The organism is Calidifontibacter indicus (assembly GCF_003386865.1).
Taxonomy (GTDB): Bacteria; Actinomycetota; Actinomycetes; order Actinomycetales; family Dermatophilaceae; genus Yimella; species Yimella indica.
Genome location: NZ_QTUA01000001.1, coordinates 3,487,811 through 3,500,414 on the forward strand (window position 1 = coordinate 3,487,811; position 12,604 = coordinate 3,500,414).

11 protein-coding genes are annotated in these 12,604 nt (G+C 70.4%); 3 read left to right on the forward strand and 8 right to left on the reverse strand.

Annotated elements, in window-relative coordinates:
* Nucleotides 1-86: 86 nt before the first annotated feature.
* From DFJ65_RS16570 to DFJ65_RS16585, 4 genes are all read right to left on the reverse strand, one after another.
* Nucleotides 87-1,031, reverse strand: a complete 945-nt coding sequence (locus DFJ65_RS16570; RefSeq protein ID WP_245950350.1) for an NUDIX hydrolase — start codon at nt 1,029-1,031, stop codon at nt 87-89.
* Nucleotides 1,028-3,355 (reverse strand): RNA degradosome polyphosphate kinase, encoded by a 2,328-nt coding sequence (locus DFJ65_RS16575; RefSeq protein WP_115923980.1) that lies wholly within the window; start codon nt 3,353-3,355, stop codon nt 1,028-1,030. The genes DFJ65_RS16570 and DFJ65_RS16575 overlap by 4 nt, the downstream gene beginning before the upstream one ends.
* Before the next feature lie 81 nt (nt 3,356-3,436).
* Nucleotides 3,437-4,306, reverse strand: coding sequence for a mycothiol synthase (gene mshD, locus DFJ65_RS16580; protein ID WP_115923981.1), 870 nt, complete (start codon nt 4,304-4,306; stop codon nt 3,437-3,439).
* Between the two features lie 34 nt (nt 4,307-4,340).
* The gene (locus DFJ65_RS16585) at nt 4,341-5,105 is read right to left on the reverse strand and encodes a winged helix-turn-helix transcriptional regulator (protein ID WP_115923982.1); all 765 of its coding nucleotides are present in this window, start codon (nt 5,103-5,105) and stop codon (nt 4,341-4,343) included.
* Nucleotides 5,106-5,189: 84 nt separating this feature from the next.
* Here DFJ65_RS16585 and DFJ65_RS16590 point away from each other — a divergent pair, with 84 nt between their 5' ends.
* Entirely contained in the window at nt 5,190-5,423 is a 234-nt protein-coding gene (locus tag DFJ65_RS16590) for a MoaD/ThiS family protein (RefSeq protein WP_115923983.1), read from the forward strand.
* 143 nt (nt 5,424-5,566) lie between these two features.
* Nucleotides 5,567-6,346 carry a hypothetical protein gene (locus DFJ65_RS16595; protein WP_147301439.1) on the forward strand — a complete coding sequence of 260 codons (780 nt, stop codon included), beginning with the start codon at nt 5,567-5,569 and terminating at the stop codon, nt 6,344-6,346.
* A gap of 33 nt (nt 6,347-6,379) precedes the next feature.
* Here DFJ65_RS16595 and DFJ65_RS16600 read toward each other — a convergent pair whose 3' ends face one another.
* Entirely contained in the window at nt 6,380-6,883 is a 504-nt protein-coding gene (locus DFJ65_RS16600; protein ID WP_115923985.1) for a heme-binding beta-barrel domain-containing protein, read from the reverse strand.
* A gap of 41 nt (nt 6,884-6,924) precedes the next feature.
* Nucleotides 6,925-8,154 (reverse strand): LCP family protein, encoded by a 1,230-nt coding sequence (locus tag DFJ65_RS16605; protein WP_245950352.1) that lies wholly within the window; start codon nt 8,152-8,154, stop codon nt 6,925-6,927.
* A 58-nt stretch (nt 8,155-8,212) separates the two neighbouring features.
* Between DFJ65_RS16605 and ygfZ the strand changes: the two genes are divergently transcribed.
* A complete protein-coding gene (ygfZ, locus tag DFJ65_RS16610) occupies nt 8,213-9,238 on the forward strand; it encodes a CAF17-like 4Fe-4S cluster assembly/insertion protein YgfZ (protein ID WP_115924437.1) in 1,026 nt (341 codons plus the stop codon).
* Between the two features lie 86 nt (nt 9,239-9,324).
* On the opposite strand, the gene DFJ65_RS16615 is transcribed toward ygfZ, so the two are convergent.
* Entirely contained in the window at nt 9,325-9,963 is a 639-nt protein-coding gene (locus DFJ65_RS16615) for a hypothetical protein (RefSeq protein ID WP_115923986.1), read from the reverse strand.
* 9 nt (nt 9,964-9,972) lie between these two features.
* Nucleotides 9,973-12,516 carry a DEAD/DEAH box helicase gene (locus DFJ65_RS16620; protein ID WP_115923987.1) on the reverse strand — a complete coding sequence of 848 codons (2,544 nt, stop codon included), beginning with the start codon at nt 12,514-12,516 and terminating at the stop codon, nt 9,973-9,975.
* Nucleotides 12,517-12,604: the final 88 nt, after the last annotated feature.

Sequence of the window (12,604 nt, forward strand, 5' to 3'; positions counted from 1 at the left end):
ACTGTTTCGGCGCCGAACTGCGGCCGAAATTGAACGAGCGACCGACTGCGCTGCCGCTCAGCCGACCCACAGGCCGGCGGACGAGGTCAGGGCCGGTGCCGCTCCACCGAAACCACCCGGGCCAGGTCGCCCTCGCCCGCCACGTGACAGACCAACGCCTCGCCCTTGTCGATGCCCGACTCCGCGAGCCCCCGCAACGTGCTGGCCGCCAGGCTGTCCGGTGTCGAGTGGGCGGCGAGTTGCATGAGCATCGTCGGCAGCACCGGACGGTGCGTGCAGAACGCCACCGGCTCCGCCCGCGAGAACGCCCGAGCGACGTGCTTGATGACCCTCCGCGGGTCGGCGGCGAAGCCCTCCTCCGAGAGCCCATTCTTGAACACCGGGTCGAGCCCGGCGCTCTCGACGTAGGGCGCGACGGTGTCGGCGCAGCGCACCGAGGCCGAACTCACGATGCGGGTGGGGGCGTAGGCCTCGAGCAGCGGCACGAGCGCTTCGGCGCGGTCTTTGCCGTCGGCCGAGAGCGGACGCTCCGGGTCGTCGCCTTCCCAACCGTCCCGGGCGAGGGCGTCGGCATGCCGCACGACGACCAGCGGCCAGGTGGCCAGGCCGAAGCGCCGGTCGGCCTCGACGACAGCCTGCAACTGGATGGAGTCCCGGGTGTAGCTGAGCCGGGCGTGCGCCTTGTCGACCGGAAGCCAGGCCACGTCGTCGATCTCGTTCACCAGCGCGCCGTCACCCTCGATCGCCTCGCCGGCCCAGTACTTCACGTGCTTCAGCTCGCCCGAGCGCAGCGGGTAGCTCGCGTCGGGCAGCGGCACGCCCACGCGTCCGCGCAGGCCGGTCTCCTCCAGCACCTCGCGCACGGCCGCCTGCACCCACGACTCCCCCGGGTCGAGCTTGCCCTTCGGCCACGACCAGTCGTCGTACTTCGCGCGGTGCACCAGCAGCACCTGCAACGCCGACCGCTGCCGACGCCACAACACCAGACCGCTCGCCCCGATGGTCGGCAACGACCCCGACGACTGGCTCACCGCCGGCGCGCCTTCGAGCGACGGCGGGCGTAGCGGGCGATGAGGTCGGCCTGCATGTCGACCAGTGGGTTGCCGTCGGCGTCGGTGTGGTGGCGTTCCCAGTGGCCGTCGCTCTGGAGGTGCCACGACGCGGTGTCGTCGCTCATCCCGAGCGCCAACAGGTCGCCGAGGGACTCGACGTGCACCTTGTCCTCGACCCGCACCAGCGCCTCCACCCGGCGGTCGAGGTTGCGGTGCATCATGTCGGCGCTGCCGATGTAGACCACGTCGTCCTGGCCGTCGGCGGCGAACCGGAAGATCCGCGAGTGCTCGAGGAACCGGCCGAGGATCGAGCGCACCCGGATGTTGTCGGACAGACCCGGCACACCCGGACGCAACGCGCAGATACCGCGCACCCACACGTCGACCGCGACACCCGCCTGCGAGGCGCGGTACAGCGCGTCGATGATCTGCTCGTCGACCATCGAGTTGACCTTGATCTGCACGGTCGCCCGGCGACCGTCCCGGGCCGCCTTGATCGTCTGCTCGATCTGCTCCAACAGCCCGGCGCGCACCGAACGGGGCGCCACCAGGAGCCGTTTGAAGCGGGCCCGCGGCGCCATCCCGGAGAGCTGGTTGAACAGCCGGGTGAGGTCTTCGCCGACCACCGGGTCGCTGGTCAGCAGGCCGAGGTCTTCGTAGAGCCGCGCGGTCTTCGGGTTGTAGTTGCCGGTGCCGACATGGCAGTAGCGGCGGATCGACTCGCCTTCCTGCCGCACGACGAGGCACAGCTTCGCGTGGGTCTTCAGCCCGACCAGGCCGTAGACGACGTGCACACCGGCCCGCTCCAGCTTGCGAGCCCAGGTGATGTTGTTCTCCTCGTCGAACCGCGCCTTGATCTCGACGACCGCCAGCACCTGCTTACCGGCCTCGGCGGCCTCGATGAGCGCCTCGATGATCGGGCTGTCACCGCTGGTGCGGTAGAGGGTCTGCTTGATCGCGAGCACCTGCGGGTCGGCCGCCGCCTGCTCGATGAACGCCTGCACGCTGGTGGAGAACGAGTCGTAGGGGTGGTGCAACAGGATGTCGCCGCCACGCATCTCGCCGATGATGTCGGCCGCCGACGACCGCTCCACCGGCGACAGCGCCGGGTGGGCCTTCGCCACGAACGCCGGCCAGCGCAACTCGGTGCGGGACAGGTCGGCCACCTGGCCGAGGCCGCGCAGGTCGAGCGGTTCGGGCAGGCGGTAGACCTCTGACCGGTGCACGCCGAGTTCGCGCACCAGCAGGTCCAGCACGTGGTCGTCCATGTCGTCGGCGACCTCCAGTCGCACCGGCGGACCGAACCGGCGGCGCGTCAACTCCCGCTCCAGGGCGGTGAGGAGGTTCTCGGCGTCGTCCTCCTCGACCTCGAGGTCTTCGTTGCGGGTGACGCGGAAGGTGAAGTGCTCGGTGACCTGCATGCCCGGGAACAGCGATTCGAGGTTCTCGGCGATGACGTCCTCGATCGCGACGAAGCGGTCGTCGTAGAGCGCGTCGTCGCTGGCGTCGTCGGCGGGCAGGTGGATCATCCGCGGCAGCACCGACGGCACTTTGACCCGGGCGAAGTGCTCACGGCCGGTCTTGGGGTTCTCCAGCAGCACCGCGAGGTTGAGCGACAACCCGGAGATGTACGGGAAAGGGTGCGCCGGGTCGACCGCGAGCGGGGTGAGCACCGGGTAGATGCGGCGCTCGAAGTAGTCGTCGACGTGGGCGCGCTCGGCCTCGGTCAGCTGGTCGGGCCGCAGGATGCGGATGCCCTCCTCACGCAGGGCCGGCCGGATCACCTCGTGGAAGGCGTACGCGTGCTGGTCCATGAGTTCGTGGGCCGCGTGCGAGATCGCGTCGAGCACCTCGCGCGGCTCCAGCCCCGACGCCGACCGGACGGCGATGCCGGCGGAGATGCGCCGCTTGAGACCGGCCACCCGCACCATGAAGAACTCGTCGAGGTTGCTGGCGAAGATGGTCAGGAACCGCGCCCTCTCCAACAGCGGCACCGCCGGGTCGTTCGCGAGTTCGAGCACCCGCTCGTTGAACTGCAACCAGGAGACCTCCCGGTCGAGGAAGCGGTCGTCGGGCAGTTCGTCGGCGTCACCGGGTGTCGGCTCGACCGTGTTGCGGATGAACCGCCCGTTGCTGCCCCGGGCCCGGTGGGCGCGCTGCGCCATCCGGGCCAACGCCACATCGCTGGCCGCGGGTGCGGGGGTGTCGGACTGTTCCGGGGTGGCGGTGCGTTCCGAGACCTTCTCCGGGGCCCCCTCCGCGACCTTCTCTGCCTGCTGTTCCTTGGCATCCACGGCATCCATGCCGCCTATCGTGTCAGGCCCGGCCCGCTTGCGCAGGACCGCCCGGCAATGCCGTTGGACACCAGCGGTTCACGGGCCGCATCACTGCTCGAACGCGTACATCACGTCGCGCGCCGACCGCTCGAAACCCTTGCGCCGGTAGGTGGCGATCGCCGGCTCGTTGTCGCCCTCGACGTACAACTCGATCTCCCGCATGCCCCGGTCACGCAGGTGAGCCAGGCCGAGCGCCGTGGCGTAACCGCCGAGGCCCCGCCCCTGGAAGTCGGGGTCGACACCCACCACGTAGACCTCGCCGACACCGGAGGTCGGCTCGGCGATCTTGGTCCAGTGGCTGGCCGCGAGCCGTCCGGTGCCCTTCTCGAAGACCAGCAGCAGACCCGCCGGGTCGAACCACGACTCGGCCATCCGGGCCTGCAGGTCGGCGAGGGTCATGCGGCCCTGCTCGGGGTGGTGGGCGAACGCGCGGCCGTTGACGTCGAGCCAGGCCTGCTCGTCGCCCGGGCGGAACGAACGCGCCGAGAACCCCTGTGGCGCCACCGGATCGGTGATCGCGGGGTCGGTATCGACCGCACGCGACATCACCCAGAGGTCACGCACCCGGCGCATCCCGTGGTGTGCCGCGAAGGCCCGAGCCGGCGGCAGGTCGCCGTGGGCCCAGACCCGGACGGCGGGGTTCTGGTCGCGCACGAACTCCAGGAACCGGGTGCCCAGGCCGCGGCGACGCGCCTGCGGATGCACGACGATCTCGGCCCAGGCGGTGCCGTCGTCTTCGAGCCGCAGGTGTGAGTAGGCGTCGAGACCGCTCTCACCCTCGACGTAGCCGTGCAGTTGGCCGTCGGCGGACGGCGCGGCGAGCGACAGCAAGGTCGCCTCCGACAACGGCGCCACACCGTCGGCCGCGCGTGCGGCGTCGGCGAGTCGGTTCACGGCTTCGAGGGAGGGGCGATCCATGTCGTCGATTCCACCACGCCGCGCCGACAGAGCGTCAGGCGTCCGCCGTCGCGTCCTTCTCGGCCGCCGCACCCGACCTCGCGGCGTCACCGTCGTCGTCCGCATCCGCGCCGTCGGCGTCGCCACCCCGGGCGTCACGCGGCCCGGCGAACCGGTAACCCACATTGCGCACCGTGCCGATGAACGCCTCGTTCTCCGGTCCGAGCTTGGCCCGCAGCCGGCGCACATGCACGTCGACGGTGCGGGTGCCGCCGAAATAGTCGTAGCCCCAGACCTCCTGCAGCAACTGGGCGCGGGTGAAAACGCGTCCGGGGTAGGTGGCCAGCTGCTTCAGCAGCTCGAACTCCTTGTAGGTCAGGTCGAGCGTGGTGCCGCCGACCTTGGCGGAGTAGGCGTGCTCGTCGATCACGAGTTCGCCGACGACGATCTTGGCCGAGTCGTCGTCCTCGTCGAGCGCCGCGCGGGTCAGCACCAACCGCAGCCGGGCCTCGACCTCGGCCGGTCCGGCGCTGTCGAGCAGCACGTCGTCGAGCTGCCAATCGGCGTTGACCGCGGTCAGACCGCCCTCGGTGAAGATGCCCAGCACGGGCTTGCCCGACCCGGTCAGCATCCGTGCCAGGGTGCGCGCCCCGACCAGGTCGCGGCGGGCGTCGAGCAGCACGGCGTCGTAAGGCGGCGGGTCGACCAACAGCTCCGCGTCGGCGGGCAGAACACGCACCCGGTGGCCCAGCAGAGCCAGCGCCGGAAGCACCTCGACACTCGCCCCACGGGCGTCGGTGAGGAGCAGCAGTCCGGCCATGACAGACCAGACTACGTTCGGTCGACCCGATCCGTCTGTAATCCCCGTCACGTCGGCCCGTCCGCGGCGCCGTACCCTGGCCGTATGCCGACTATCCGCTACTGGGCCGGAGCCAAGGCCGCCGCCGGGGTCGAGAGCGAGGTCGTCGACGCCTCCACCGTCTCCGCCGCACTCGAACTCGTCACGACCGCACGCCCCGCGTTGGCGGGCGTCGTGCCGCACTGCGCTCTGCTGGTCGACGGACGCCGGGTCGGCGCCGACGAACCGGTCGGTGCGGCCACGCTCATCGAAGTGCTGCCGCCCTTCGCCGGCGGATGAGCGGGCTCGGCGAGAACGCCGCCGCCGAACCTCGCCCGGCGACCGAGACGACCGCGCAGAGTCGTGCGCAGAGTCGTGCAGAACGCCGTGCGGACACGGCACGGATAACGCATTCCGGGCGCCCGGCTGCCATGATGTCGGCCGTGCCCGACACTTCCGCCGCACCCGCCGACCCGCGTCCGATCGTGGCCGCGCCGACCGTCGGCGCCGGTCTGATCGCGTGTGCCGCGCTGGCTGCCGGCGCCGCCGGCGGCACCTACGCGCTCGCCGCCGTGCTGGCGGTGTGCGGGCTGGTGCTCGCCTGGGGATGGCCGATCCTGCTCGACCTGCCCCGCCCGCCCGGAAGCTCCGCAGTGCTGCTCGTCGGGGTCGTCGGCATCGGCCTGGTCACCTTCCTCGCCGAGCGCTCCGGCGGCCTGCGGTGGTTGGTCACCGCACTCGCCGTCTCCTTGATGGCGACCTTCCTGCACGAACTCCTGCGCACCGACGGACGCCGATCGCTCGTCACCTCGATCGCCGGCACCGTGTTCGGGCTCGCCGTGCTCGCCGTGGGCGCCTTCCACATCAACGCCCTCGTGCAGTTCGACGGCGCGGTGGCGACCTACGCCGCGGCCGCCGGCGTGGCGGTCGGGCTCGTGATCGACTTCGCCGTCGGTCGCACCCGGCTCGGCGAGTGGTGCCTGCCGATCGGCATGGTCGTTGCCGGCGCCGCCGGCACAGTCATCGGTCTCGCCGCCGACGTCACCTGGAACGTCCCGATGGTCACCGGGCTGGTCGCCTGCGGCATCGCGCACGCCCTGCGCCGGGTAACCGCCCCGCTGCCGCGCTCGCAGGAGCCCCCGGCACAGCTCGCCGTCGCGGTGGCGGGCGTGCTGTTCGTGGGTGTGGTGCCGTTCGCGGCGCTCTGGCTGCTGGCCCGCTGAGGCTCGATCGGCCCCGTCGAGCCCGCTGAGGCGTCAGTTGTTCGCGACCCGCTTGAGCTCGGCCGACAGGTGGCTCTGCAGGGGCTGACCCATCGCCGCCATGTCCATCGCCCACATCAGGTTGGAGTTGACGTAGCCGTACATCCGGGCACCCGCTGAGTACTCCTTGGCGTGCGGGCTGCGCAGCACGCCGTCGGTGCGCAGTTCGATCTTCGCCGGGGTGGTGCGCCCGTAGTAGAGCTCGACCACCCCGGTCGGGTGGGTCAGCAGCAACTCCACCTCGCCGTCCGGCAGCGGACGCCAGAAGCCGAGTTCGGTGGCCAACGGACGCACCTTGTTGCCCTCCTCGTCCAACAACCAGGTGCGACTGTGCCACTCCAGGAACGGACGTCCGTCGTGGAAGCAGTGCACCTCCTGGCCGAAGTGCTTGGACTCGATGGTCGGGTAACCGACCACGCCGGCTCCTTCCCACCGTCCGATGAGCCACGCCAAGGGCGCGAGCTCACGGGGCATGTTCGGGTCGAGTTCGATCGGCATCGCGTGAGGTCCTGTCTGGTACTTGCGGGTCGTGGGGTGGTTCAGCGCAGCGGGTTCGCCGAACCGGTGTACTTGCTGAAGTCGTCGGTCGCGACGGCGTTGCCGAGTTCCTTCATCTTCGGCTCGTCGACGATGTCGATCGACCCGGCCACCGGATCGCTGCCGAAACCGGTGAACGGCGCGGTGTAGAAGCTGACGTTGCCCATGCGCAGGTTGCGCAGACTGAAGCCGAGGCTCTGCACCGGCATGTCCTGGTCGACGCGCAGGTTCTTGTCGGCGGTGAGGTCGTCGACGATCGTGTTGAGCTTCACCGGGTTCAGCAGGGTGCCGGCCTTCAGCGTCTTGGCCATGACGGCCTTGATCCACGCCTGCTGGTTGCGGCCGCGGTCGATGTCGCCTTCCTTGAGCTGGTGGCGTTCGCGCACGAACCCCAGCGCCTGCTGCCCGTTCATGTGGTGCCAGCCGACGTCCCAGGTGCCGAACGACCCCTCGCTGTACGGCTGGGAGACGTAGAGGTCGACCCCACCGACGGTGTCGGTGAGCTTGGCGAAGCCCTCGAAACCGATCTGGGCGGCGTGGTCGATCTTGATGCCGAGCAGGTTCTGCAGGGTGAGGATCAGCAACTGCTCACCGCCGTACGCGTACGCGGCGTTGATCTTGTTCTTGCCGTGCCCCGGGATGGAGACGTAGAGGTCACGCGGGAAGTGGATGACCTGCACGCTCTTGCGATCGTCGCTGATGTGCACCAACTGGATGACGTCGGAACGGCTGGCGTCGTTGAGGTTGGTGCTGCGCGAGTCGGACCCCATCAGCAGGATGTTGAGAGCGTCGCCGGCCTCGGCGCGACGGGTCGGCTGACCGGCGCTGTCCGGGATCATGTTCGAGCGCTGGATGTTGTTGTCCAGCTTCCAGTTCAGGTAGGCCGCGAACCCGCCGACCGCAAGCACCGCGACCAGCGCCATCGACAGCAGGGTCAGGCACCCGACCTTGAGGCAGCCGGCCTTCTTCTTCGGCTCCTCGCCGTCTGCGTCGTTGTCGTTGTCGTCATCGAGGTCGGCGTCGGTGTCGCCGTCGAGTCCGCTACCCGTTGCCCCGGTCGCGCCGACCGCCGACGTTGCCGCGCCGTCGTCGGACGGCGACGGCGCACCCGTGTGGTGGCGCTCCGATCCGCGCGGTGGCAGCAGATCGTCGTCGCGGGCTTCGGTCGCCTCGTGGTGGTCGGGGGCGTCGTGCGCCCCGTCCGCACCAGCGGGCTCGTTCGGGTCCGTCATGGCCGCCAGTCTAGGCAGGGCCGTGCGGACGTAACCTGAAGCCGTGGAAGCCAATGAGATGCAGGCATACCGGTCGCCGTTGCTCGAGCGCGAGCACGCCGTCGAAGCCGACGGACTCGACGCCGGGGTCGCGGCCCACTACGGCGACCCGATGCGCGAACAACGTCTGCTGGAGTCCGGTGAGGCGCTGGTCGACCTCAGCAACCGCGGCGTCGTCACCGTCGCCGGACCCGACCGGCTCAGCTGGCTCAACTCGATGACCAGCCAGAAGATCGACGACCTCGCCCCCGGCGTCGGCACCGAGTCGCTCGTGCTCAGCCCGCACGGCCACGTCGAGCACGACCTGCACATCGTCGACGACGGCGAGACCACCTGGATCACCGTCGAGCCGGGCACGGCGCCGGCCCTGGTCGAATGGCTGCGCAAGATGCAGTTCATGCTCCGGGTCGAGGTGACCGACCGCAGCTCGGAGTTCGCGGTGCTGGGCGACCCGTCGACCGACGCTCCCCCGGCACAGGTGGCGATCACCTGGGTCGACCCGTGGCCCGACCTCGGCCCCGACACCGCCGCCTACTCGGCGGTCGACCCGCACCCGGCGTTCGGGCGTGCCTGGCGCGAACTCGTCGTGCCCCGCGACGACCTCGAAGCGGTCGTCGGCGACCGGCCGCTCGTCGGCACCTGGGCGTCCGAGGCGCTGCGTGTCGCCGCATGGCGTCCGCGGCACCTCGTCGACACCGACCACCGCACGATCGCCCACGAACTCGACTGGCTGCGTACGGCGGTGCACCTGCACAAGGGCTGCTACCGCGGCCAGGAGACGATCGCCCGGGTGCACAACCTCGGCCGTCCGCCGCGCCGACTGGTGTTCCTGCACCTCGACGGTTCGGGGCACCTGCTGCCGGAGGCCGGCGCCGACCTCTTCGCCCCCGCGAACGACCGTCCGGTCGGCCGGCTCACCTCGGTGGTGCGCCACTACGAGGACGGCCCGATCGCGTTGGGCGTCGTGAAGCGCAATGTGCCGGTCGACGCCGTGCTGCGCGCCGGCGATGTGACCGCGGCGCAGACGGTGGTCGTCGAGCCCTGACGTCCCTGCCCGGCTCGCCGAGGCGACGCCGTGCACCGAGCTGTCTCGACGACGGAGAATCGCCTCGCGTCGCCCGGCGCTCGACCTCAGTCGAGGGTGCCGGCCCGCCACGACGCCGCCGCCCGGCGCAGGTCGGCCGCGGTGGCGCGCAGGTTGGACGCGGAGATGGTCTGGGTGCGCGCGGCCGGTTCGTCGCGCCCGTCGTTGAGGTCGGCGCGGTGCACGCGTCCGGTGGCCACCACCTCACAGAACGCCGCCGCCCGCTCGAGCGCGGTGTCGAACTCGCCCCGGTAGACACCGGTGAGGATCGCGTGGCCGAGTTCGCGCATCGCGTCGGGCGACGGCGGTTCGGCGCTGCCCGCGATCGCGGCCGGCACATCGGCGCGGAAACGCCCCTCGAAGTAGTCCTGTGAGGCACCGGCGGCATCGCGTTCGATCCACTCGCGCAGGGCGTAGACGCGCCACAGAGCGCCCGGCAGGCTCACCGCGGGCTGCCGCGACCACAGGTCGGCGACGGTGGAAAGCCCGAGCTCGGCGACGAGGTCGACCAGCGTCGCGGTGAGCTTGGGGTCGTCGCTCGCCCGACCGGTGCGCACCAGGATCTGCGCGGTCTCGTGGGCGATCTCGCTGGCCTTGGCCGGATCGACCGACTCGGCGTGCACCTCGATCTGCTCCGGCGTCATCGGCTGCGGACGGCGGGGACGGCGCTGCTGTTCGTCGGGCATCGGACCAGGCTAACCGTCGAGCCGGTTCAACCCCAGCACGACGATGACCGGCTCCCCCGCTTCGTCCGACGCCGCCAACGGCACCTCCGCGTCGATGCCCCAGTCGAGGTCGCCGGCCGGGTCGAGCACCACCTGGCGCACCCGCCAGAGCTCGGTTTCCTTCTCGATGCGCAGCAGTTGCGGGCCCCGCGCGTCGGGAGTGAGCAGCATCTCGTCGTGGTCGTCGAAGTAGTGGGCGATGTCGTCGTCCCAGGCCGCCTCGTCCATCACGATCGGGGTCGGCGGCTCGGTCGACGCGGCGGCCTCCTTGTCGAGGGCGGCCAGCGCGCCGGCTCGGCGGGCGGCGGCCAACTTGAGCCGGCGGAACATCGCGTTGCGGATCTGCACCCGGAACGCGCGCTCGTTGCGGGTGACCGCGCGCGGCGGCACCGGCAACACCTCGGCGCTCGGGAGCCCGGACGGGTCGACCAGCGCCTCCCACTCGTCCAGCAGGCTGGAGTCGGTCTGCCGGATGGTCTCGCCCAGCCACTCCTCGAAGTCGTCGATCTCCTCGTTGCGCGCGGCCTGCGGCAGCAGTTGCCGCACCGTCCGATAGACGTCGGTGAGGTAGCGCAGCACGATGCCCTCCGACCGCGACAGCTCGTACTGCCGCACCAGTTCGCCGAAGCTCCAGGCGTTTTCGTACATCTCGCGCACCACCGACTTCGGCGACAGCGCCTCGACCGGCACCCACGGCTGCTTGCTGCGGTAGGTCTCGAACGCGGCCGTGAGCAGTTCCTCCAACGGCTTGGGCCAGGTGACCTCCTCCAGCAACTCCATCCGTTCCTCGTACTCGATGCCTTCGGCCTTCATCGCCGCGACGGCTTCACCACGGGCCTTGAACTGCTGTGCGCGCAGCACCGGGAACGGGTCTTCCAGGATCGCCTCGACCACCGAGATGACGTCGAGGGCGTAGTCGGGCGATTCGGGGTCGAGCAGGTCGAAGACGGCGAGCGCGAACGGCGACAGCGGCTGGTTGAGCGCGAAGCTCTCGTGCAGGTCGGCGGTGAGTTCGACCTGTCGCCCGCCGGCCATCGGCTCGTCGAGCCGGCGCACGACGCCGGCGGCCAGCAGCTCGCGGTAGAGCGCGATCGCGCGCCTCGACAGCCGGCGCTGTTGGCGCTCGTCCTCGTGGTTGCCGCGCAGCAGCCGCACCATCGCGGCAAACGGATCACCTTCGCGGGCAACGACATTGAGGATCATCGAGTGGTTCACCCGCATCCGCGAACGCAACGCCTCAGGGTCGGACGCGACCAACTTCTCGAAGGTCTCCTCGGTGTAGTTGACGAAGCCCTCCGGCGGCTTCTTGCGCTGCACCTTGCGCTGCTTCTTCGGGTCGTCGCCGGCTTTCGCGAGGGCCCGGGCGTTCTCGATCTGGTGGTCGGGCGCCTGCACCACGACCGACCCGCTGGTGTCGAAGCCGGCTCGTCCGGCACGTCCGGCGATCTGGAGGAACTCGCGGGCCTTGAGCACCCGCTGCCGGGTGCCGTCGAACTTGGTGAGCGAGGTGAACACCACGGTGCGGATCGGCACGTTGATGCCGACGCCGAGGGTGTCGGTGCCGCAGATGACCTTCAACAGACCCTTCTGCGCGAGGGTCTCGACCAGCCGGCGGTACTTCGGCAGCATCCCGGCGTGGTGCACGCCGATGCCGTGCCGGATCAGCCGGTTCAGGGTCTTGCCGAAGCCGGCGGAGAACCGGAACCCGCCGATGAACTCCCCGAGCACGGCCCGCTCGTCGGCCGACAGGATCTTCAGCGACAGCAGCGTCTGCGCCCGTTCGAGCGCCGCCGCCTGGGTGAAGTGCACGACGTACACCGGCGCCTGGTGGGTGGTGAGGAGTTCCTCGAGGGTTTCGTGCAGCGGCGTCATCGCCCACTGGAACGACAGCGGCACCGGACGTTCGGCACCGGCGACGGTGGCCGTCGGGCGACCTGTGCGCCGGGTGAGGTCGTCGGCGAAGAAGGCGGTGTCGCCGAGCGTGGCCGACATCAGCAGGAACTGCGCCTGCGGGAGTTCGAGCAGCGGCACCTGCCATGCCCAGCCGCGTTCGGGCTCGGAGTAGAAGTGGAACTCGTCCATCACAACGAGTCCGACATCGGCCGAACTTCCCTCCCGCAGAGCGATATTGGCGAGGATCTCGGCAGTGCAGCAGATGATCGGGGCGTCGGCGTTGACCGAGGCGTCGCCGGTGAGCATGCCGACGTTGTCCGCCCCGAAGATCTCGCACAGCGCGAAGAACTTCTCCGAGACCAGCGCCTTGATCGGCGCGGTGTAGAAGCTCACCCGGTCGTCGGCGAGCGCGATGAAGTGGGCCGCGGTGGCGACCATCGACTTTCCCGAACCGGTCGGCGTCGCGAGGATGACGTTCGCGCCGCCGAGCAGTTCGATCGTCGCCTCCTCCTGGTGCGGGTAGAGGCTCAGGCCGCGACCCTCGACCCAACCGGCGAACGCCTCGTAGAGGGAATCGCTGTCCGGGTTCTTCGGGATGAGGTCGGTGAGGGTCGTCGTCATGGCGGGTCCATCCTGCCAACCCGGCGGCCGTGCCGACGAAACGGCGAGTGAGGCCGTGCCACGCGACCGGCCCGCGCTGACCGACCTC